This is a genomic window from Sphingobacterium sp. UBA7855, assembly GCA_002500745.1.
Lineage (GTDB): Bacteria > Bacteroidota > Bacteroidia > Sphingobacteriales > Sphingobacteriaceae > Sphingobacterium.
Map to the genome: position 1 here is coordinate 83689 of DLST01000021.1, position 22723 is coordinate 106411.

18 protein-coding genes and 1 pseudogene are annotated in these 22723 nt (G+C 39.6%); 7 read left to right on the forward strand and 12 right to left on the reverse strand.

Annotated features, from left to right (window positions below; translation table 11 throughout):
- Positions 1-9: 9 nt before the first annotated feature.
- Positions 10-834, reverse strand: a complete 825-nt coding sequence (locus tag B2107_RS21445) for a prephenate dehydratase (RefSeq protein WP_046671823.1) — start codon at positions 832-834, stop codon at positions 10-12.
- Positions 835-1443: 609 nt separating this feature from the next.
- Here B2107_RS21445 and B2107_RS21450 point away from each other — a divergent pair.
- The 4 genes from B2107_RS21450 to B2107_RS21465 all read left to right on the forward strand — a co-directional run bounded on the left by B2107_RS21450 (position 1444) and on the right by B2107_RS21465 (position 4232).
- Positions 1444-1746: a thermonuclease family protein gene (locus B2107_RS21450; RefSeq protein ID WP_293957793.1), complete on the forward strand. Its 303-nt coding sequence runs from the start codon at positions 1444-1446 to the stop codon at positions 1744-1746.
- 151 nt (positions 1747-1897) lie between these two features.
- The gene (locus B2107_RS21455; RefSeq protein WP_293957794.1) at positions 1898-2767 is read left to right on the forward strand and encodes an EamA family transporter; all 870 of its coding nucleotides are present in this window, start codon (positions 1898-1900) and stop codon (positions 2765-2767) included.
- Positions 2764-3381, forward strand: coding sequence for an IMPACT family protein (locus B2107_RS21460; protein ID WP_293957795.1), 618 nt, complete (start codon positions 2764-2766; stop codon positions 3379-3381). The genes B2107_RS21455 and B2107_RS21460 overlap by 4 nt, the downstream gene beginning before the upstream one ends.
- Entirely contained in the window at positions 3378-4232 is an 855-nt protein-coding gene (locus B2107_RS21465; protein WP_293957796.1) for a nucleoside phosphorylase, read from the forward strand. Before B2107_RS21460 ends, B2107_RS21465 begins: the two co-directional genes overlap by 4 nt.
- Positions 4233-4329: 97 nt before the next feature.
- Here B2107_RS21465 and rodA read toward each other — a convergent pair.
- From rodA to B2107_RS21520, 11 genes and pseudogenes are all read right to left on the reverse strand, one after another.
- A pseudogene (gene rodA, locus B2107_RS21470) lies at positions 4330-5589 on the reverse strand (rod shape-determining protein RodA); the annotation flags it as partial.
- On the reverse strand, positions 5582-7567 hold the full coding sequence (gene mrdA, locus B2107_RS21475) for a penicillin-binding protein 2 (protein WP_293957798.1): 1986 nt from the start codon (positions 7565-7567) through the stop codon (positions 5582-5584). The pseudogene rodA and the gene mrdA, both read right to left, overlap by 8 nt.
- A gap of 27 nt (positions 7568-7594) precedes the next feature.
- Positions 7595-8113, reverse strand: a complete 519-nt coding sequence (locus tag B2107_RS21480) for a rod shape-determining protein MreD (protein WP_293957799.1) — start codon at positions 8111-8113, stop codon at positions 7595-7597.
- Complete coding sequence (gene mreC, locus B2107_RS21485) at positions 8106-8948, reverse strand: rod shape-determining protein MreC (RefSeq protein ID WP_293957800.1); 843 nt, start codon at positions 8946-8948, stop codon at positions 8106-8108. Before mreC ends, B2107_RS21480 begins: the two co-directional genes overlap by 8 nt.
- A 92-nt stretch (positions 8949-9040) precedes the next feature.
- Positions 9041-10066 (reverse strand): rod shape-determining protein, encoded by a 1026-nt coding sequence (locus B2107_RS21490; protein ID WP_046671815.1) that lies wholly within the window; start codon positions 10064-10066, stop codon positions 9041-9043.
- 437 nt (positions 10067-10503) lie between these two features.
- Positions 10504-11814, reverse strand: coding sequence for an NAD(P)/FAD-dependent oxidoreductase (locus B2107_RS21495; protein WP_293957801.1), 1311 nt, complete (start codon positions 11812-11814; stop codon positions 10504-10506).
- A gap of 253 nt (positions 11815-12067) precedes the next feature.
- Entirely contained in the window at positions 12068-12400 is a 333-nt protein-coding gene (locus B2107_RS21500) for a 2Fe-2S iron-sulfur cluster-binding protein (RefSeq protein ID WP_293957802.1), read from the reverse strand.
- A gap of 2 nt (positions 12401-12402) precedes the next feature.
- Positions 12403-13407 carry an NAD(P)/FAD-dependent oxidoreductase gene (locus B2107_RS21505; RefSeq protein WP_293957803.1) on the reverse strand — a complete coding sequence of 335 codons (1005 nt, stop codon included), beginning with the start codon at positions 13405-13407 and terminating at the stop codon, positions 12403-12405.
- A gap of 2 nt (positions 13408-13409) precedes the next feature.
- Complete coding sequence (locus B2107_RS21510) at positions 13410-13847, reverse strand: MarR family winged helix-turn-helix transcriptional regulator (protein WP_293957804.1); 438 nt, start codon at positions 13845-13847, stop codon at positions 13410-13412.
- Between the two features lie 140 nt (positions 13848-13987).
- The gene (gene secDF / locus B2107_RS21515) at positions 13988-16969 is read right to left on the reverse strand and encodes a protein translocase subunit SecDF (RefSeq protein WP_293957805.1); all 2982 of its coding nucleotides are present in this window, start codon (positions 16967-16969) and stop codon (positions 13988-13990) included.
- A gap of 264 nt (positions 16970-17233) precedes the next feature.
- The gene (locus B2107_RS21520) at positions 17234-17707 is read right to left on the reverse strand and encodes a hypothetical protein (RefSeq protein ID WP_293886918.1); all 474 of its coding nucleotides are present in this window, start codon (positions 17705-17707) and stop codon (positions 17234-17236) included.
- Between the two features lie 223 nt (positions 17708-17930).
- Here B2107_RS21520 and guaB point away from each other — a divergent pair, with 223 nt between their 5' ends.
- From guaB to B2107_RS21535, 3 genes are all read left to right on the forward strand, one after another.
- Entirely contained in the window at positions 17931-19406 is a 1476-nt protein-coding gene (gene guaB, locus B2107_RS21525; RefSeq protein WP_293957806.1) for an IMP dehydrogenase, read from the forward strand.
- A gap of 143 nt (positions 19407-19549) precedes the next feature.
- A complete protein-coding gene (locus B2107_RS21530; protein WP_293957807.1) occupies positions 19550-21829 on the forward strand; it encodes an ATP-dependent helicase in 2280 nt (759 codons plus the stop codon).
- A 53-nt stretch (positions 21830-21882) separates the two neighbouring features.
- Positions 21883-22701, forward strand: a complete 819-nt coding sequence (locus B2107_RS21535) for a DUF4290 domain-containing protein (protein WP_293957808.1) — start codon at positions 21883-21885, stop codon at positions 22699-22701.
- The last annotated feature ends 22 nt before the right edge of the window (positions 22702-22723 follow it).

The following is a 22723-nucleotide window of genomic DNA, read 5'->3' on the forward strand; positions in this document are numbered from 1 at the left end:
AATTGTTAATTATAGTTTTTCGTTTTTGACATACTCGCCCATAATATTGAAATTGACACTATGTTTGAGTACTTTACGTATTGCTGCTTCGTAGTCTGTTTGTTTCTTCCATTCTACGTCAACGAAAAAATCATATTCATTGCGTTTTCCGATTACCGGCATTGACTGAATTTTGCTCAAGTTGATATTCTGTTCGGCAAAGCATTGTAAAATAGTCGCCAGAGATCCGACCGTATTTCCTGTTTGGAATGATAATGACGCTTTATTGGCATTCTTATGTTCGACAACCTCATTAGATAATACGAGGAAACGCGTTGCGTTCTTTTTATTGGTTTCGATTCTCTTTTCTAATATTTCAAGACCATAGATTTCAGCGGCCAATGTCCCAGCGATTGCAGCAGTATCCGTTAATTTTCGCTCCGCAATCATTTTCGCAGTTGCAGCGGTATCAGATCCCTCGGTTATACGTACTCCTTCCAGCTCTGAAAGAAATTCTTCACATTGGCGAATGGCAATTGGATGCGATTCGATGTGTTTAATATCCTTTAATTTAACGCCTGGCAATACCATGAGATTCTGTTGGATGTTTAGGTAAACTTCCCCAGTGATATGGAACTTGTAATCTCTTAATAAATTATAATTCGGTAATAGACTTCCTGCAATTGAATTTTCGATCGCCATAACGATATAGTCGACTTTTCTTTGCTTCAGCAATTCACAAGTTTTTTTAAATGAATCACATTCTACAATTTCAACTTCTCTTCCGAAAAATTTAAATGCGGCCTCTTCATGAAATGAAGCCTTTGCTCCCTGTATTGCAATTTTTAAACTCATTGTTTTTTTGTTCGCTATGTTGTCTCCAAAAAAAAGAGTCCCGATCATTTGAACCGGGACTCTTCTTGTTTGTATTTTTTATGATTTATACACAATCTAATCCCGGCTCTTATTTTTAAAATAAAAGAAGTTAAAATAGAAATATGTATATGTTCTGTTCATCCTGTTGTTGTTTGACATTTCAAATGTACGAATGTTTTTGAAATATCAAAGAAAAAAATAATTTTTTATTATAAATATTAAGCTAATTTCATGGTTTTTTTATGTGTTTTTATGTGGTTTTTATGATTAAATTTTAGTGGTTTATTTGTATTCTTTTTAAAGCGTTTATTTCTATTTAATTATGTTATATTGTTGTTTTTTAGTGTTTTAGATTTTTGTTCTGTTGTTTTTCTTCGATGATAAATTGTGTTTTTGTATTGTTTTTTTATGTTAAAAATAGCTTTATTTTTATGTGATTTTTTACTGTTTTTTTTATATTAAATTTATGTGTTTTTAATATTAATATTTCCGTTTTTTTTGACTGTTTTGTTAAAAAAGTATTTTACTACCTTTGGACAAACGCTGGATTTTATGCTAAAACGAAGTAATTTTTATGTATGTGTATGTATGATCTGTTTTTTATTGACAGGTTTTACTTTTAAAGGAGAGGAAAAAGAAGCGAGGGTAAAGCGCGTTATCGATGGCGATACCTTTGTCATTGAAAATGGAACCTCAAAAGGGGAGAAAGTTAGGCTGATAGGGGTAGATGCCCCGGAAACGAGGCGGACGGCACGCAAGGAAATCGGTTACTATGGTCAAGAAGCAAAGCAGTATTTAACGGCAATGTTGAATGGAAAAAGTGTTAAGTTAGTCTTTGACATTGGAAAACGGGATCGGTATGGAAGACTTCTTGCCTATGTGTATATTTGAAAGAAATTCGTCAATCGGGATTTGGTTGAACAGGGTTATGCAGTTCCTATACGCTAGCACCAAATGTACAATATGCAGATTTATTTGTAAAATTGGAACGTCAGGCTCGTCAGGAGAAACGTGGCCTTTGGAAATAAATGAATTTTGAATCATGATTTTTGTTTTATTCAGTGTCATCTGTAGCGTAACCGTTGCTGTTTTATTAAAATTGGCAAAACAAAATGGAGTCGAAACCAAACAAGTTATCGTTTGGAATTACCCCATGGCGGTTGCACTGGCTTATTTTGTATTGCAACCGAATCTAAAATCGTTCGTATGGGATGCTATGCCGGTTACGTTGTATACGAGTCTGGCGATATTACTTCCAGGGATGTTTGTTTTTATAGCTTTGTCCATTCGCTATGGTGGTTTGGTCAAGACAGAGATTGCACAACGCTTATCGTTGTTTATTCCCTTGCTTGCATCATTTTTCTTCTTTCATGAAAAAATGGAGGGACATAAGATGCTCGGAATAGCCCTTGGTTTATTGGCTATCCTATGTTCTATTGGCTGGCAAAAAAATGAGCATAGTGGCTCGATGGGAGATAGTCGTTATAAAGCGCTTTATCCATTATTGGTATTTATCGGTATGGGCATAATTGATATCCTCTTCAAACAGGTCGCCTTGCATGTTAATATACCTTATATCAGTTCCATGTTTATTATCTTTGTGATGGCGATGTTTATTGCAATGGTGCTGTTGCTGTATTTCCTTTTTGTGGAAAAGCAACGTTTTTCAAAGCAAGCTGTGGGATATGGATTGGTTTTGGGCGTATTTAACTTCTGTAACATCCTATTCTATATGAAAGCGCATCGTGCCCTACCAGACAATCCATCAGTCGTATTTACTGGGATGAATATTGGTGTGATCTCATTGGGCGCTCTAATTGGCGTCTTATTTTTTAAAGAAAGGTTATCATTATTGAATTATCTAGGCATAGCGCTTTCTATTGTTTCAGTTTTAATCATAGCATATCTATGAGTTTATTTGAAGATACTTACCGGACTATTGATGCAAAATACGAGGGAATTTTTAGAGATAAGGGCAGTAAATTTATTGCTTATGCTTTTCCATTTAAATCCGAAGAGCAATTAAAAGATCTGATTTTGGAAGTGAAAGCGATTCATCCGAAAGCGAGACACCATTGTTGGGCTTATCGTCTCACGCCAGATCGTGCTGTCTTTCGTGTGAATGATGATGGAGAACCGTCGGGAACAGCAGGACGCCCAATTTTAAATGTGCTATTGTCTATGGATGTCACCAACATTACCGTGATTGTTGTACGGTATTTTGGCGGTACATTGTTGGGCGTGCCAGGTTTGATTAATGCCTACAAATCGGCCACCCAAGACGCTTTGAACCAAGCAGAAATTATCGAGCGTACAGTGAATGACCATTATGGTATTACCTTCGATTACCTCCATATGAATGATGTTATGCGGATAATTAAGGAAGAAGGCGTAGGAGTTGAAAAACAGGAATTTGACAATCAATGTTATTTGGAGTTTGAAGTCCGAAAAACGCAGGTCAATCGAATTGTTGATCGGTTCACTAAAATTGAGGGCTGTCAGTTAACTTATTTATATACGCTATGATTAACGAATCGGAATTAGTTTTGAATGCAGATGGCAGTATTTATCATCTGAATTTGTTGCCAGAAGACCTGGCCAATACCGTAATTACTGTAGGCGATCCAGACCGGGTGGCGAAAGTTTCGGCGCACTTTGATCGCATTGAACTCAAAAAGGGGAAGCGTGAATTTATTACACATACCGGGTATTTGGGGAATAAACGGCTGACCGTAATATCCACCGGTATAGGTACGGATAATATAGACATCGTACTAAATGAACTGGATGCACTTGCAAATATTGATTTTGCCAGCAGAACCGTCAAGTCCGTGCTGACCTCGCTGGATATAATACGCATCGGAACTTCAGGCGCTGTACAACAAGATGTAGAAATGGGAACTATTTTGGCCTCTTCTTACGGTATAGGTCTTGATGCCTTGATGAACTATTATGAGGGTACTTATAACGATGAGGAAAAAGAGCTTGAGGCGGAATTAGGTAGGCATTTTTCGGCATTGAACTTGCAGCCTTATGTTGCCAAAGGGAGTAGAAGTCTTCAGGAACAGATAGCTTTTGATCTTCCCAAGGGCATCACATTAACCGCACCAGGTTTTTATGCACCACAGGGGCGTAATTTGCGGGCGAATAATAGCATTCCTAATTTTTTGAGTTTAGTAAATTCTTTTCAATACAAAGCGCTACGCTTAACTAACCTGGAGATGGAAACCGCCGGTATTTATGCATTGGCCAATCTATTTGGACATCAAGCTTTATCCATCAATGCTATTTTGGCAAATAGGGTGAACGGCCATTTTTCCGCTACGCCCGAACAAGTAGTCGATAAAGCTATACAGCTCGTTCTAGGACGCATTTAACTCTTTTTGGAGAACAACCTTGTGCAATAGACGGTTCGTGACGGATGCAATAAAAGAGTGGATGTTGTAGACAAGATTCAAATCGAAAAGGAATTNNAATTCCTTTTCGATTTGAATCAAATTTAAGCATGATGAACAGCAAGATCGTGAAACTCCACAAAGATGAACCTCCGTAGCTGATAAAAGGTAGTGGTATCCCGATAACGGGTACAATACCTATTGTCATGCCGATATTGATAAACAAGTGAAAAAATAGAATAGAGGCTACACCATAAGCATATATCCTGGCGAAGGCCGAACGCTGTCGTTCGGCAATGTGAATAATGCGTAACAGTAGCGTAAGATAGATTAGTAATAAGGTAACCGATCCGACAAAGCCCCATTCCTCTCCAACCGTACAGAAAATAAAATCTGTACTTTGCTCAGGTACGAAATTATATTTTGTCTGGGTTCCCTGTAAATAACCTTTTCCCAAAAGCTGTCCCGATCCAATTGCAATTTTAGACTGATTCAAATTATAGCCCTTTCCCTTAGGATCTTCCATTTTGCCTAAAATGATGTCAATACGATCACGTTGATGTGATTGTAAGACATGATCATACACGAGGTCTACACAGAGAATAAATACTGCACATGCCGCAAAAAGTATACTGAGATTAATAATGTATTTCCTTCTCTTGCGGTAGTTCCACATCACGAGGCCAATGAGTAATGCCAAAACCAAAATAAGTATCCATGGATTGACCAATAAAGCAAGTACGAAAAGCAAAATGCAGAGACCTCCAAATATCAGAAGTTCATTATTCACATAGCCCTCCCGGTAGAACACAAAAATCAACGAAAAGAATGCGAGGGCAGATCCAGTATCGGGTTGTAACATCACCAGAAATACAGGAAATAATACTATACCGGCTCCCATAGCTAAAGTTTGCATCGTTGGAGCTTTATTGCTTTGAGAACTTAAAAAGTTGGCCAGCAACAGGCAGGTAGAAAGTTTCGCAAACTCCGAAGGCTGTAAGCGGAAAAAACCGAGGTCGATCCAGGCCTGGTTTCCACCAACATTTCGTCCGACGACCAACACGATCACAAGCAATACAGCAGTTATACCGTAAAATATTGGTGAGGCTGAGCTGAAAAATTTAGCGTCTATGATCAAAATGGACACCCCCAAGATAATAGCGGAAACAAGATATAAAGACTGTTTTCCATAATTCGTACCCAACGTAAAGAAATTGGGAAGTTCGGGGTTAAACACAGCAGCGCGGATATTGAATAAGCCGATTAAGCATAGCGCAAGCCAAAGGGTTATGGTCAGCCAGTCTATCTTTCCAAAGAAACTTGTTTTTTGATTATTCATATCTTCTCTTTATCTCGCTATGGTGAACAATTGTTTCTTTTGGTTTTGTCAAAGCGGCCAGCTGCCGTTTAGATTTTAACGTGTCCGTTTTGGATTTAACTGAGTCCGTTTTTTTTACATCCTTAGAAGCCTTTGGATCCACCACTTTTTTAGGCGCAGGAAGAAAATTTGCATTATAGATGCGGTCCTGGATATACTTAGGGGCAGTGATGGTGTCTTTGAGATATTTCTCGACCATCATACTGGCAATAGGTCCTGCCCATGTTCCACCATAACCTGCATTTTCAACAAAGACAGCAATGGCGATTTTAGGATTTTCCCGCGGCGCAAAAGCAAAGAAAACAGCATGGTTTTCTCCATGCGGGTTCTGAGCCGTACCTGTTTTTCCGCACATTTCAATACCCGGAATACGATTGGACCAAGCTGTTCCTTCAGGTGTATTGACAGCATCGCTCATGCCCTGAATAACTACAGGATAGTATTTTTCATCGACACCGGCACTGATTTTTTCCGTGAATTCCTTCTTGGCAATTTTCTTTTCTCCAATTCCTTTAATCAAATGCGGTCTGTAGTAAAATCCTTTATTAGCAACGATAGCCATGATATTGGCCATTTGCAATGGCGTTATTCCCATTTCCCCTTGTCCGATGGATAAAGAAATGTTAAAACTTGAACGCCATTTATCGTTACCGTATCGTTTGGTATAAAAATCTGATGTCGGCAATAAACCTGGTTTCTCTCCGGGGAGATCAATGCCCAATTTATGACCAATTCCAAACTGCGTCACTGCATTGCGCCATAAATCATAAGCTTTAGGTCCCGAAAGGCCACGTCCATCAATCATTTTGGCATACGTAAAACCATAATAAGTATTGCATGATACGGCTACCGATCGCTGTAAAGTCGTTGATCCATGATAGTGGGTACAGCCCATCCATCCACGTCCACCACCATAACTGTATCCATGCGGGCAGAAGAATACCGTATTGCGATCAATCACACCCGCTTGTTGCGCAGTCAATGCAGATACTACCTTAAATACAGATCCGGGTGGGTAAGAAGCTTGAATAGGACGGTTAAACAGCGGTTTCGTTTCATCCTTTAATAATTTCATATAATTATTGCCAGATTGTCGTCCCACCATCATGTTTGGATTATAGCTCGGGCTGCTGACATAAGCCAAGATTTCACCCGTTGCAGGCTCGATAGCGACTATGGATCCCAATTTATTTTTCATCAGGTTTTCCCCTAGAATTTGAAGGTCTTTATCCAAAGAGGAAACCAGCCCTTCCCCGGCAACAGCGAGGGTGTCGTATTTTCCCTCCATAAATACACCCTTGGGGCGATTCAGCGCGTCGACCATCAAATTGTTAACACCGCGTTTCCCACGAATGAGGTCTTCATAGGAACGCTCTACGCCGCTGCGGCCGATATAGTCACCGCTGCGATAAAATCCATTGGAACGTTCAATATCCTTGTCATTTACCTCACTGACATAACCCAAAAACTGAGCCGCTATGCTATCGGGATAACTTCTGATTGTTCTCTTCTGCACATAGAAACCCCGAAATTGATATTGATACTCCTGATATTGGGCCCATGTCCGTACAGAAAGCTGTTTTTCAAAAATAGATGCACGATAAGGCGAATGTATTCTAGCCTTTTCCATCCGTTTGATAAAGCCTTCTTTATCGATATCTATCAATTTGCAAAACAGTGCCGTATCAATTTCTTTTACTTCACGAGGGGTGACCATAAGGTCATATACCGGTTCGTTCTGAACCAGCACCTTTCCTTTCCGGTCCAATATAACGCCTCTCGCAGGGTACACAATGACCTTGCGCATCACATTACTGTTGGCAGAGTGTATGTACGAATCGTCTATGATCTGTAAATAAAATAAGCGGGCCATCAGCGTCAATGTGATGGCGATAAAGATTCCGGAAACGACGTACTTGCGCGCAAAAAAACTGTTCATAGAAATAAATTTCTATCCATCGATCTACTATAACCGATCTTTCTTTTTATAGAATAATATGCTAAATAATAGCATGATAATTACCGTAAATATACAACTTAAAACGATACTCAATAAGGTGTATTGGAGGTGTTGGAAGGAAAAAGATTCTAAGAGATACAAAAATGTATGATGAATCAATGTTCCGAAGAAGATATAAGAAAAGAACCAACGGATATTCATGAATCCCAACATTGGGGTGAAAAAAGACTCGCGTTCTTCCACTTCGAGTGTAATTTTCATGAAGAAAATTCGGAAAGCAGCTAATGCCACACAGGCCGCGGTATTGATGCCTAGAGTATCATAAAAAGAATCTACGGTAAGTCCAGTTAGAAATGCGATCAAATAAACCAAAAAATTAGGCGTTCCCGTTGGAAGCAAAAAAACAAATAAAATGTAAGGAAATGCCGCGACCAGATTGTAGTAACCAATGTTTTGAAATAGGAAAACTTGCATGCCTATCAACACGATAAATCGAATAATATTAAATATTAAAATCCTAGCCATTGTCCTTTGTCGATTCTTCTAGTGTTTTTAATTCGTTATTTAACAGGTCTTTTACAACGTACACATGCTGTAAGTTGGAGAAGTTGGTACTTAAAAGTATTCTAAGATCTAAAAAAGCATCTCCAGAGGAGATACCCGTCTGAATGACAGTCCCAACAAAAATCCCTTTTGGAAAGTGGCCCGAATATCCCGAGGTATATACTTTGTCTCCCTTGTTGACTTTAATGTGATTTGGGATTTCCTTCACCATTGCCGCGCGATAGTCCATGCTATTTCCCCATACCAACGAACCAAATACTTCAGTATGACCGAGGGTAACCGATATTCTCGTGTCAGGATGCAACAAGGATTGAACCGTCGAGAAATGAGGTGAGACATTTAAGACAATACCTACTACGCCATTGGGGGCGATCACACCCATTCCGCGCTCGATACCATCTTTACTACCTTTATCGAGTGTAATTGTATTTGCTTTTTGGTGAATGCTGTTGTTGATGACATTCGCAATAATAAATTCATAACGCCCAAATTCGCTGCTATCAATAGGCGGTACAGGACCGATGTTGACGCTGTCCGTTGACCGATAGGCCTGCAAGTCCTTTCTCAACTGCGCATTTTCTCTTGCGAGCGCATCGTTAGTTTCATCGAGGTGAAGGTAGCTTTTCCAGGAATTGACTTTTGCATAAAGGCCTCCGATGATACTATTCGAAGAATTTAAGACCGAATTACGTTGGAAGGAATTATTGGTGATGACCAAAAATAAAGAGAATCCAAAAAAGAGGATAAACCAAAAGAATGCATTATATCGTCTTAGGAATAACCAAAGGTTTCTCATTTTTTAATGTGGGTATTTAATAAGCAAGCGATATAATAGTTTTGCATATTATATCGCTCTTTAATAAAATATTGTTATTAATTATCGAACGGTTAGGATTGCATCAGAAATTTAAATCGTCCGATATTTTTTAGTGCAATACCAGTTCCTCTTACGACAGCGCGTAATGGATCTTCAGCAATGTGCACCGGAAGTTTAGTCTTAGCTTGTATACGACGATCTAAACCGCGTAATAATGCACCACCGCCAGTTAGGTAAATACCTGTTTGATAAATATCTGCTGATAATTCTGGAGGAGTAATTTCTAAAGCTTTTAAGATCGCCTCTTCAATTTTCGAGATGGATTTATCCAGACAATGGGCTATTTCGGTATAAGAAACAGTGATCTGTTTAGGAACACCAGTCATCAAATCACGCCCTTGAACAGCAAAATCTGCAGGTGGTTCCTGCAATTCCGGAAGAGCAGCTCCCACTTCAATTTTTATTTTTTCAGCCGTACGTTCACCGATCATGATGTTGTGTTGTCGTCTGATGTATTGAACGATATCAGAGTCAAAGTTATCACCTGCAACGCGAATAGATTGGTCACATACGATACCCGACAAAGCAATGACCGCTATTTCGGTAGTACCACCACCGATATCAATAATCATATTACCCATCGGTTCTTCCACATCAATCCCTATACCTACAGCAGCGGCCATCGGCTCGTGAATCAAATAGACTTCCTTAGCACCAGCAATTTCAGCTGAGTCGCGTACCGCTCTTTTTTCCACCTCTGTAATACCGGATGGAATACAAACAACCATACGAAGTGAAGGGAAAAACCAACTCTTGCCATTATTTACTAATTTTACCATTCCCCTGATCAAATGCTCAGCGGCCGTAAAATCGGCAATTACGCCATCACGTAAAGGACGTACTGTCTTTATATTGTCGTGTGTTTTACCCTCCATCTGCATGGCTTGGCGGCCAATGGCGATCACTTTATTTGTGGTGCGGTCAAATGCAACAATAGAAGGTTCATCCACTACTACTTTGTCATTATGAATTATTAGGGTATTTGCAGTACCCAAGTCAATCGCAACTTCTTGCGTAAACCAATTAAATAAGCCCATCTGCTAATCCTTAAGCTATTTTAAAATAATATGCAAACCTACCAAAAAAAATTAATCTTTTTGAGGTTATACATCAAAAAAAAAGATATTATGAAAGTAAATTCGATCTGGAAAAAACTGTCTTTAAATTTAACGAATATAATCTGTAAATGTTACGTGCTAAGCAAAGTTATTTTAAATTGGATACCCCTAAGAGAAGCATAAAACAGGTTTTTTTTTGAAATCGTTGGCTGTTAAAACAAAGAATCCAATAAAGAACGTTGGGTTTTGAAAAGTCAGTGGAAGGCTAATGGTGTGATGAGATACTCAACTAGTGCACCATTATGGCCAGTGGTAAGCTGATTAGAGGGGGGATAAAAAAGACAGCGCCATGATTGTAAGATCATGGCGCTGTCGGGGATATTGATTTATTTCAGATGGGAAATACTGTTAAAAGACTATTGCACTGTTTCTGCCTGATTCTTTTCCGGAATTGGTTCATCGTACTTGTGGAATATTAAACGTACACCGCTGTTTTTTGTGAAAAATTTAATGGACCAGTTCACAAAAGTAATGAGTTTATTTCTGAATCCATAGATGGACATCAAGTGGACAAACATCCAGGTCATCCAGCCAAAGAATCCATTAAAATGAATTTTTCCCATATCAACTACCGCTTTATTACGGCCTATAGTAGCCATTGAGCCTTTGTCGAAATAATTGAATTTCTCAGTTGGTTGGTTGGAAATTGTTTGAAGGATGTGCTTAGCAACATATGCTCCCTGTTGTTGAGCTACCGGTGCAACACCTGGTAAGCCACGAGGAAGATCATCAGTAATAAACGCCGAAACATCACCAATGGCATAAACACCTGGCATATCGATAACGCGACATTGGTCGTCCGTCTGTATACGATTTCCGCGCTGAATAATTTCTTTCTTGAAGCCATCAGGATATTGTCCAGCTACGCCGGCACCCCAAATCACGGTTTTTGTCTCAATGCTTCTGCCGTCGGCGAAAGTAATCGAATTACCATCATATCCCGTTACCTGAACATTCAATAACACTTCTACACCTAGATCTTTCAGGTACCTTTCCGAATCTTTGGAAGATTTTTCAGACAGATTGGCCAATACTTTCGGAAGTCCTTCGACCAAGTACACCGACATCTCAGATTTTTTTAATTCTGGATAGTCTTTTTCAAGAACGTTGTTTTTGATTTCTGCGATTGCACCCGAAAGTTCTACACCTGTCGGACCACCTCCGACAATAACGAAGTTCAGATTGGCTTTACGATCAGCCGGATTTTCTATCCGTACCGCCTCTTCCAGGTTCTGTAAAACATAGCTACGAATGTTTAATGCTTCTTGTATGTTTTTCATTGGCAAAGCATATTTCGTGATTTGTTGATTGCCGAAGAAGTTCGTCGTAGCGCCTGTCGCAACGATCAAATAATCATAGTCAAAATCACCAACATCTGTCCTTACAATTTTGGCCGCATTATCTACACTCTTTACGTCAGCAAGTCTAAAGTGAAAGTTGTCTTGGCCTTTGAACATTTTGCGGACAGGGAAAGAAATAGAATCCGCCGAAAGAGTACCCGTGGCTACCTGATACATCAAAGGTTGAAAAGTATGAAAGTTATTTCTGTCCAGCAACAGAACATCAACTTCCTTATTTTTAAGCTTTTTAGCAACTTCAATTCCTCCAAATCCAGCACCAATAATGATTACTCTTGGGAATTTTCTATTTGAACTATTGCTTGGCATATTTTTAATAGTTTGTTGTAAAAATTCGGTACAATCGAATTAAGCTGCAAATATCTTAAATTTTGGTTCAAAAAACTAAAAAATATTTATTTATTGCGCCGATATGTTGTGAATTTTATTGTGAAAAGGCTAAATCTTTCAATCATATGTTTTGTAGATGTTTGATTTTTAGTCTTTTATGTCGGTCTCCTGCCGTCTAAAAAAAAGGCTGTTAGTAGTGAAGCCATGGTGTATAAAATACACCATGGCTTCACTACTGCAGTGCGCCTTTTATCTTGATCTTTATGCCGTTGTTGCAATTCTGTAGATAAAGCTGACAGGCGAGCCGACTTTGATCATCAGCATCGGGGAGTGTGTCTAACATATCGAGCTCCTGATCGCTCGCTGAAGCCAGCGATTCTAGACCTTCAATAACCTCAATATGGCAGGTAGCGCATAAAGCCATCCCACCGCAGGTTGCCAATATTTCATATTCTGATGCCCTTAAAATTTCCATCAGTGAAAGATTGATGTCGGTCGGAATCTCCAGCATATTTTCGGTTCCCTCCCGATCAATAACAGTAATGTTAATTAGATTATTATCCATGGCTAGAATGTATTTATACCGTTTACCGTGGTGTATTTGAATGTTAATTTTTGATCTGGGTAGACAAATTTAAAAGCGCTTTGACACATCAGGGCAGCTTCATGATATCCACAAAGAATCAGTTTCAGCTTGCCGGGATACGTATTGATGTCTCCGATTGCGTAAATACGTTCTACATTGGTGGAGTAATCAAAAGTGTTGACCGCTATCGCATTTTTATCGATATTTAATCCCCAGTCTGCGATTGGACCAAGCTTGGGTGTAAGTCCATATAGAGGAATAAAATAATCTGCCTCTGTAGCGATAACTTCTTTGTCTTTATTGGTTGTTTCAACATGGGATAAACTGCCATTGCCATGAATGTTGATCAGACTGTGGGAAAGCAATAAATTGATTTTCCCCTGTTGGGCCAATTTGAACACCTTTTCAGCTGAGTCTGGAGCACCTCGAAAGGAGTCGCTCCGATGTATTAAAGTTACCTGCTGCGCAATGTCTGCGAGGTGAAAGGTCCAGTCAAGCGCAGAGTCGCCACCACCGGCAATAATAATTTTTTTATCCCGGTACTTGGCGGGATCTTTTACCATATAGTCTACCCCTTTTCCTTCATAGAAATGAAGATTAGGAATCTCCGGTTTACGCGGCTCAAAACAGCCCAAGCCCCCGGCGATAACAATAACCTGTGTGTGAACAACCGTATGATCATTAGTTGCCACGATAAAAGAGCCATCGTCCTGTTTAGTAATTTCTTCTACACGTTCACCTAAGGTGAAAGTAGGGTCGAAAGGTTTAATTTGTTCAAGCTGCTTATCGATCAGCTCCTGTGCGGTTATACTTGGATAACCGGGTATATCATAGATAGGTTTGTGTGGGTAAATCTCCGACAGCTGTCCGCCTACTTGAGGTAACACATCAATCAAATGGCAGCGCATTTTTAAAAGCCCAGCTTCGAAAACAGCGAATAGGCCAACAGGTCCTGCTCCAATGATACAGATATCCGTATTTATCATAACTATTCTATATTTAAGTTTTTATATATAGTGTTCAGAATCCTTGTAAAAGCATCGAAATCTTCCGCTGTTAAATTTTCCCATGCCTTCATACGAATCTCCGCAACAATTGGCGAAAGCGATGCTACTTTTAATTTTCCTTCTTCCGTCAAGTGCAAATAAAGACTCCGGCGGTCTGTTTCGTCAATGACCCGTTCAGCTAGATTTTTTTTAAGAAGGATATCAACGATCCGTGTCAATGTCGACTGGTCTTTTCCGCAGCGTTTCGCCAGTTCCTTTTGCGAAAGCTGATCCGTTTCATACAAAGCCTTTAAAATCGTCCACTGATCCACAGTGATATCAAATCCTTTCTCCGCAAAAGAGGATTGGGCAAATTGCTTTACCTTCTTGGCTGTTTGGTCGAGAATAAAAGAATAGCGGTCGAATTTTTCGTTTAGCATACAAATATTTAGTACAACAAATATATTTAAATATTTAGTGTGACAAGTAATTTGAATGCAATAAAAAATGCCCCCAAAAAGTACTCAACTTTTTGGGGGCATTTGAATTTTAAACGCCTGCTTTGCTGTAAAGAGCTTTATTAGGGTCTTACAACCTCAGCTTTTTTAGCTGTATTACCTTCTGCTAAATGCTTTCCTTTACGTAAGTCATATACCGAAGGTGCCGCTAAGATAATCGATGAATATGTACCTACGATAACACCGATTAAGATTGCGAATGAGAATCCACGGATAACTTCACCACCAAATATAAACAATACAGCAAGAACAAACACGATTGTCAATGATGTGATAATTGTTCTACTTAATGTCGAGTTGATCGCATGGTTTACAACATCACCAAGATCTTCATTATGTGCATTTGGTTTCGATACGAATTCACGTAAACGGTCAAATACAACCACTGTATCATTCACCGAGTAAGCAATTACAGTTAATATCGCTGCTACAAAGTGTTGGTCAATATCAAGCGAGAACGGTACGATACCATCCAAGAGAGAGAATAATCCCAATAAAATAATCGCATCGTGGATTGTTGCAATAGCTGCCCCAATTGAATATTCCCATTTATGGAAACGGATCAAGATGTAAGCTGCAACAATGATGATAGAGAATATTGCCGAACTGGTTGCTCTGGACTTGATATCAGTGGCAATACTTGGTCCAACTTTTTGAGACGAAAGGATCTCATGTTTATTGGAAGCATCTACTTTCGATAGACCTTGATTCAATTTGTCCAGCACTTCTTTATCAGCTGCATCAGAAGTTTCTTCAATATGGTAGGTTGTTGTGATACGTAACTGATTGGATGCACCAAAAACTTTTACTTCCGTTGTTTTCTTGAAGATATCATCCAAGTTTGTACGTACAGCTTCCAAGTCTACAGGCTTATCGTAACGAACTGTATAGGTACGTCCACCTTGAAAATCTACGCCTAAACTAAATCCTTTTGTGAAAATAGATGCAGCAGAAATTAACACCGCTACGATAGAGATCGCATAGAAGATTTTACGTTTCTGAACAAATTTGAAATTTGCATTTTGCAAGGTTTTTGCAGACCAAGGGAAAGAGACTTTAATTTTGAAATCTTTCGCCAACATCCATTCAAAGATCACGCGTGTCACTAAGATTGCCGTAAACAATGAAGTGATAATACCCACCATCAACGTTGTTGCGAAACCTAAGATCGGACCACTACCAAATAAGAATAGAATGATACCAATTAAGAAGGTTGTGATCTGTGAATCCAGGATGGATGGTAACGCATGTTTGTAACCATCTGCTACCGCCTGACGGATCGATTTACCTAAGCCCAGTTCTTCACGGATACGTTCGTAGATCAAGACGTTCGCATCCACTGCGGTACCCATCGTCAATACGATACCCGCGATACCCGGTAAGGTGAGTACAGCATTTAAGGATGCCAATACCCCCATAATGATAAATACGTTTAATAACACCGCGATGTTTGCTACGATACCTGCTGTATTGTAGTAAGCAATCATAAAGATCATTACGACGATAATACCGATAACAGCCGAGTTAACACCGGCGTCGATGGCAGCTTGCCCCAAAGTAGGACCCACGATGGCTTCTTCAACAATTTTAGCAGTTGTTGGAAGACGGCCAGCTTTTAATACGTTTGCCAAATCTTTCGTGTCTTCTACCGTAAAAGAACCTGAGATTGAAGAACTACCATTCGGAATCTCGCCATTTACAGAAGGAGCAGAATACACCACATTGTCAAGAACGATCGCAATTGCATCTCTGTTTTGAGCCGCTTTTGCGGTAATTTTCTTCCATTCACGTGCACCTTCGCTGTTCATTTGCATACCAACCACGGGTTGATTTTTCTCATCAAAGTTCGCGGTAGCATCGGTAATCACATCGCCTGTTAATACTGCTCCATTGTCCTGTCCTGAGCCTTTAATTGCGTATAAGGATAATTGCTCAGGTGTTTTTTGTTCAGGTTTAACAGACCATAAAAGCTTTAAGTTTCCAGGAAGGATTGATTTTACCTCAGGACGTTGCAAGTATGCATTTACTTTTGCGGTATCTTTTAACGAAGCAATACCCACCATTGAACCTGGCATAAGTGCCATTTGTTGGTTTTCGCCCATATAAACAGCTGGACGTAAGACTTCAAATAGTGGATTTTTCTGACCTAGATTTACAGCAGCACTGTCTTTCTTAGCATCTTTTTTACCACCGGTTAGATTAGACAATAAATCATCTGATTTTTTGCTCGTATCTGCTGTGGCATTTGTCGTAGCAGCTGGAGCAGCTTTTAACGTTGATGCTAAAGTTTTATCGATATTTTCCAGTAATGGATAAACTTCTTGGTTAGTATAGGTCTCATAAAACTCCAGTTTTGCGGAGCCTTGAAGCAGGTTACGCACACGGCTTTCATCTTTGACACCAGGTAACTCGATCAAAATACGGTTTGTACCTTGTTGAATTTGAATGTTTGGCGATGCAACACCAAACTTATCAATACGTGTACGAAGTACTTTGTAGGAATTTTGGATGGCATTGTCCGCTTCTTTTTGAAGGAACGATTCAACTTTTGAGTCTGAATCACCAGGTTTAATTAGCGCAGCATTATCTTTTGTTGAAAAGAATGTTGAAAGTGGAGTTGTCGCACCGATGGATTTGTATTCTTCCATAAATAAAGCAACGACTGTTTTTGCACTCGTTTTGCTTTTTGCTACGGCCTGTTCCAACGCTTTATTGAATTTCTCATCTTTTGGGTTATTTGCCAAATTGCGGATCAATTCGTCCAACGAGATTTCCATGGTTACGTTCATACCACCTTTCAAATCCAATCCCAAAGCGAGTTCATTTGCTTTGGCTTCCCGATAGGTGTATTTTGCAAACCCTAAATTGTACACTACTTCACCTGCCATTGAGTCTAGATAGCTCTTCTCTTTTGCCAAATCTCCCTTGGCAAAATTCTCAGCATCGCGCTCCACATTGCGGGTCACCCAAGTAAATGATAGGGAGTATAGACACGCTAATGACACCACTATCACTAAAAGTTTAATCAGCCCTTTACCTTGCATCGTCTGTTATTAATTGTATTAATTATAATGTTAAATACTGTTTATGTAATTGATAATTAGTTCTTGTTTAATCACATTTTACCAAGAATGGCAAAGGTATAAAATTTTTGTAGAATGAAAAGTTTTATTTATGCCAATTAGGTCAACGGCATAAAAATAGGAGAATTGAAGAAAAAAAGAAATACTTATGCATTTTATTTCATAAAAAAAGGTCCTCCTCATGATGAGAAGAACCTTTTTTTTAAGCTATTTGAACTGCTTCTATTATCTTAATGTATATTTGATACCAAATGAAAATGTTGAAGCGTCAAAATCAGAACCATGGTTTAAAGTCCAATTTGGTTTCCAGTCAGCGTGAAGACCGATAGGAGCCGATGGAATTTTAAATTCTAGACCCAATTGCGGTCTTAATCCCACATAAGTGATGTTATCACCAGCGTCTACAAACGTTAATTGTGCACCGACACCTGCGTACCAGCCTAAACCTGGAGCGCCACGGAAAGGTCTTGCATGTTGCCAATCAGCACCAACTGCTACCACATGGTCATCAAACATTACCTGCGCTTGACCATTGTTTGCGCCACCCATTGATTGTTTGTATTGAACCCCCCATAAATCACCGATCGATCCGTCGAAAACCACACCGATAGCAGCGCGTTGAGGAGATTGAGCTTTTACTTCTTGTGTACCAAATGCTAATGCTGCGACTGCAGCTAATGAAAGTAGTGTCTTTTTCATAATTATCTTATCTTTATATTTTCATTAATTAAAATAACTTTTCGTGTTACCGAAAGCAAATAGCTTGCCAAAAAATAATCGCGTCTGAAATAAAGAAAATGGAATGTTTAATTCATAATGGTTCTAATTTGTCTTTCGATTGTAATTTATATACTTTATTTTTTAATATTACTTATTTTTCTTAAATTTGCCTGGCAAATAGAAAACCCAATACATATTTGCCATGCAATTAGATCCACAAAAATTCGTAGCAGAAGGTCTCACTTACGATGACGTCTTATTGATTCCAGCTTATTCTGAAATTTTACCCCGTGACGTTGATACGAGTACTTCGCTAACAAAAAAAATCAAATTAAATATCCCATTGGTTTCTGCAGCAATGGATACGGTAACTGGTGCTGATTTAGCCATAGCGATTGCACAAGCTGGCGGTATTGGTATGTTGCATAAGAACATGACTATTGCAGAACAGGCTGCTGAAGTACGCAAAGTTAAGCGCTCGGAAAGCGGCATGATTCAGGATCCTGTTACTTTATTGGCAACAGCAACAGTAGGAGACGCCTTTAATATTATGAAGGAGCACAAGATCGGCGGTATTCCCGTTGTGAATGAAAATGGGCAGTTAGTCGGTATTGTAACCAATCGTGACCTTCGTTTTCAAAAAGATATGCTTCGCCCAATCAATGAATTGATGACGAAAGAAAATCTTGTCGTGGCACCGGAAGGAACAGATTTGGTAAAAGCTGAAGAGATTCTTCAAAACGAAAAGATCGAAAAACTTCCAGTCGTCAATAGTGAAGGGATTTTGAAAGGTTTGATTACATTTAAAGATATTCAAAAATATAAGCATTACCCCAATGCCGCTAAAGATAGCCATGGACGTTTATTGGTGGGCGCTGCTGTAGGCGTTACACCAGATACGTTGGACCGCGTTGAAGCTTTGGTGAAGGCAGGAGTAGATGTGGTCACCATTGATACGGCACATGGGCATTCAAAAGGGGTGATCGATAAACTGAAATTAGTGAAAGCCCAATTTCCTGAACTTCAGGTAATCGTTGGAAATATTGCGACAGGTGCAGCAGCAACAGCTTTAGCTGAAGCAGGTGCAGATGCGGTAAAAGTTGGTATCGGTCCCGGATCAATCTGTACAACACGTATTATCGCAGGTGTCGGTGTTCCTCAGCTTTATGCCATATATGAAGTCGCGAAAGCACTGAAAGGAACTGGCGTACCATTGATTGCTGATGGTGGTATTAAACAGACAGGCGATATTGCAAAAGCAATTGCCGCTGGAGCAAGCACAATTATGGCCGGTTCTTTATTCGCAGGAGTGGAAGAAGCCCCAGGTGAAACCATTATCTACGAAGGACGTAAGTTTAAGTCTTACCGCGGTATGGGCTCAATTGAAGCCATGGAAAAAGGGTCTAAAGATCGTTATTTCCAAGACGTGGAAGATGATATTAAAAAACTGGTTCCTGAAGGTATTGTTGGTCGTGTTCCTTATAAAGGCACACTGGCTGAAGTCGTTTATCAATATGTCGGTGGATTGCGCGCTTCCATGGGTTACTGTGGTGCTGCCACCATTGAAAAGTTGCAGGAAGCTCAGTTTGTCCGTATTACAGGAGCAGGCTTGAGAGAGTCTCATCCGCATAATATTTCGATTACGAAGGAAGCACCAAATTATAATAGCAGAGGCTAAATAGCACTTATTTGATATAAAAACCGATAATCTTTATTATCGGTTTTTTTTGTGTAAAAATATTAGCAAGATAGCCTGAGGGATCGACAGGAAATTTGTACTTTTATACCCTATTCTCAGGTTATAAAATTTAAGGAGTTAATTTGGATTATTTAGCGGGTTTAAACCCTTCACAACGAGGAGCCGTAGAGCAAACAGAAGGTCCTGTGATGATTGTTGCAGGGGCTGGTTCAGGAAAAACACGGGTGATTACCTATCGTGTAGCACACTTGATTCGAAAAGGTGTTGATCCATTCAATATCTTGGTATTGACATTTACCAACAAGGCCGCCAAAGAGATGCGCGCCCGTATCGTTTCTGTCGTAGGGAGCGAAGCGAAAAATATTTGGATGGGAACATTCCACTCCGTATTTGCAAAAATACTTCGGGTAGAAGCTGAATTGATCGGGTATCCAAGAAACTTTACCATTTACGATACCGACGATACCAAAAGCTTGTTGCGTGCCATCTTAAAAGAAATGAATCTTGACGATAAACTGTATAACGTCAATCATGTGTACGGACGGATCTCGCAGGCAAAAAACAACCTCATATCACCGCAGGAATATAATAAGAATGAAGCCATCTTGGCCGAAGATATTTCCAACGGTCGTGGGCAATTGGGACAAATTTATATGACCTATGCGCAACGCTGCTACAGGGCAGGAGCCATGGATTTTGATGATCTGTTGTTTAAAACAAATGTATTATTGAATAAACATCCAGAGGTACTGCATAAATATCAGCACCAGTTTCGTTATCTGATGGTCGATGAGTATCAGGATACGAACTTTTCACAATACCTTATTGTCAAGCGACTGGCAGCAGTCAACGAAAATATCTGTGTCGTAGGGGATGACGCACAGTCTATCTATGCATTTCGCGGGGCAAATATTCAGAATATCCTAAATTTCCAAAAAGATTATCCGGATGTGAAGATCTTTAAACTGGAGCAGAATTATCGATCTACCAAGATGATCGTGAATGCAGCTAATTCGGTGATCGCCAACAATCAGAATCAATTGGAGAAAAATGTTTTTTCAGATAATGAAGAGGGCGAAAAAATCAGGGTTTCACGTGCGTTCTCTGACAATGAAGAAGGTAAGATCGTCGCCGACCAGATCATTGAAGAGAAATCGTTAAAAGGGCTTAATTTTAAAGATTTTGCTATTCTGTATCGTACCAACGCCCAATCCAGGGCAATGGAGGAGGCCTTACGCAAAATTAATATTCCCTATAAAATATATGGTGGTACTTCTTTCTATCAACGGAAAGAAATTAAAGATCTAATCGCATATTTTAGGCTTACCTTCAATCCAAACGATGAGGAAGCGTTAAAGCGCGTTATCAATTACCCGCGCAGAGGGATAGGGGATACAACAATCGAGAAGATTATGATCGCTGCAGATCAGAATCAATACCGCATTTGGGATGTTGTTGCCAATGCAGCCCAGTTTCTAGACGGACGTAGTGCAACTTCTGTCGGTGGTTTTGCACAGATGATACAGAGTTTTCAAGCCCTGGCCAAAAATAATAACGCCTTTGATACGGCCATGCACATTGCTCAGCACTGTGGTATTCTGAAAGAATTGTATGAAGACAAATCGGTAGAGGGGTTGGCGCGTTACGAAAATATCCAGGAACTCCTCAATGGTATTAAGGAATTTTCGGAGCGAGAGGACATTGAAGAGCGTGGACTGGACGTATACATGCAAGATATCGCTCTGTTGACAAACGACGATAATGATAAAGATCCAAACGCTGATACCGTATCCTTAATGACCATCCACTCTTCGAAAGGACTGGAGTTTCCGATTGTTTTTATCGTTGGTTTGGAAGAAAACTTATTTCCGTCGCAGTTATCTTTAAATTCCAGGTCGGAATTGGAGGAAGAACGAAGACTTTTTTATGTCGCTGTGACTAGAGCTGAAAAAAAATTACTACTTTCGTATGCTACTTCGCGATATCGTTGGGGAACGCTCAATAATTGCGAACCCAGTCGCTTCTTGGATGAATTAAATCCGGCATGTCTAGCATTGGATTTTAAACCACGACAAACTTCTGCCTCAGCCGGAAGTTTTCAAGGCGAACGAATTGCATGGCAACAAAAGGACAGTGATGACACATTTTCTAAACCTAAGCCTAAGCCGATGGTGAAAACGACGTCAATACTGCCAAAAGCCCACAAACCTACTGCGGGTTTTGCTCCTTCAGATACATCAAACCTTCAAGTCGGCATGGAAGTTGAACACGAACGCTTCGGATTTGGGAAAGTTGTTAATCTCGAAGGAAATAAAGGAGATATAAAAGCAACTATTTTCTTTAAAGAGTTGGGACAGAAACAATTGTTGCTTAAATTTGCAAAACTTAGAATAATTCAATAATAAAATACCAAAACGACATCTTGATCGTTTACTTAGGTACTTATATTAGCTATATGAACTTTGACTACAACAGCACTAGACCAAAATTGATCCTTGCAGAATATGGTCGCAATGTGCAAAATATGGTAGATTACATCTGTACTTTACCCACAAAGGAAGAAAGAAATAAACACGCACAAATTGTAATCGATATGATGGGGGTGTTAAACCCACATCTTCGAGATGTGTCTGATTTCAAACATAAGCTGTGGGACCACCTGCAGATTATTTCTGATTTTAAATTGGATATCGACTCGCCTTATCCAATTGCTACTGCCAAAAGCGTGAAACACGAAGTGGAGCACCTCGGCTATCCACAGCATTCCATCCGATTCAAGCATTACGGTTTTACCGTAGAGAAAATGATTGAGAAGGCGCTATTGGCCAATGACGAAGCCAAAAGGGAGCAGATGGTTATCGGTATTGCCAATTTTATGAAAATGGCTTACCTGACCTGGAATAAAGATTCTGTTTCGGATGAATTGATCATTCAGGATCTCAAAGAGCTGTCAGGTTATCAATTGACCTTACCAGAAGGTACTGTTTTGACGAAACTTGACTTTAAAACGCCGCCTCCAGGCAATCGTGTTAAAGGTCCGGCCAACAGTAATTCGGGCGGAAATAATAACAACAACAACAATAACAATAATTCCGGTCATCAGTCGAAAGGTGGTGGTAAGCCCCGTATGGCAAACAACAATAACAATAATACCAAACGCAACAACTACGGAAGCAACAGTAATAGCTACGGAAGTAACAGTAACAATAGTTACGGAAGTAATAATAACAGAAACAGAAAGCCACAGGGTAACTATAATAACAAACGAGGCTAGTTCTTAAAATTGTTCAAAGAAG

What these genes read in the sequence shown, in the direction of transcription:
- B2107_RS21445 (WP_046671823.1), bottom strand. Translation starts at nt 834, where the DNA reads ATGAGTTTAAAAATTGCAATACAGGGAGCAAAGGCTTCATTTCATGAA.
- B2107_RS21450 (WP_293957793.1), top strand. Translation starts at nt 1,444, where the DNA reads ATGATCTGTTTTTTATTGACAGGTTTTACTTTTAAAGGAGAGGAAAAA.
- B2107_RS21455 (WP_293957794.1), top strand. Translation starts at nt 1,898, where the DNA reads ATGATTTTTGTTTTATTCAGTGTCATCTGTAGCGTAACCGTTGCTGTT.
- B2107_RS21460 (WP_293957795.1), top strand. Translation starts at nt 2,764, where the DNA reads ATGAGTTTATTTGAAGATACTTACCGGACTATTGATGCAAAATACGAG.
- B2107_RS21465 (WP_293957796.1), top strand. Translation starts at nt 3,378, where the DNA reads ATGATTAACGAATCGGAATTAGTTTTGAATGCAGATGGCAGTATTTAT.
- mrdA (WP_293957798.1), bottom strand. Translation starts at nt 7,567, where the DNA reads ATGAACAGTTTTTTTGCGCGCAAGTACGTCGTTTCCGGAATCTTTATC.
- B2107_RS21480 (WP_293957799.1), bottom strand. Translation starts at nt 8,113, where the DNA reads ATGGCTAGGATTTTAATATTTAATATTATTCGATTTATCGTGTTGATA.
- mreC (WP_293957800.1), bottom strand. Translation starts at nt 8,948, where the DNA reads ATGAGAAACCTTTGGTTATTCCTAAGACGATATAATGCATTCTTTTGG.
- B2107_RS21490 (WP_046671815.1), bottom strand. Translation starts at nt 10,066, where the DNA reads ATGGGCTTATTTAATTGGTTTACGCAAGAAGTTGCGATTGACTTGGGT.
- B2107_RS21495 (WP_293957801.1), bottom strand. Translation starts at nt 11,814, where the DNA reads ATGCCAAGCAATAGTTCAAATAGAAAATTCCCAAGAGTAATCATTATT.
- B2107_RS21500 (WP_293957802.1), bottom strand. Translation starts at nt 12,400, where the DNA reads ATGGATAATAATCTAATTAACATTACTGTTATTGATCGGGAGGGAACC.
- B2107_RS21505 (WP_293957803.1), bottom strand. Translation starts at nt 13,407, where the DNA reads ATGATAAATACGGATATCTGTATCATTGGAGCAGGACCTGTTGGCCTA.
- B2107_RS21510 (WP_293957804.1), bottom strand. Translation starts at nt 13,847, where the DNA reads ATGCTAAACGAAAAATTCGACCGCTATTCTTTTATTCTCGACCAAACA.
- secDF (WP_293957805.1), bottom strand. Translation starts at nt 16,969, where the DNA reads ATGCAAGGTAAAGGGCTGATTAAACTTTTAGTGATAGTGGTGTCATTA.
- B2107_RS21520 (WP_293886918.1), bottom strand. Translation starts at nt 17,707, where the DNA reads ATGAAAAAGACACTACTTTCATTAGCTGCAGTCGCAGCATTAGCATTT.
- guaB (WP_293957806.1), top strand. Translation starts at nt 17,931, where the DNA reads ATGCAATTAGATCCACAAAAATTCGTAGCAGAAGGTCTCACTTACGAT.
- B2107_RS21535 (WP_293957808.1), top strand. Translation starts at nt 21,883, where the DNA reads ATGAACTTTGACTACAACAGCACTAGACCAAAATTGATCCTTGCAGAA.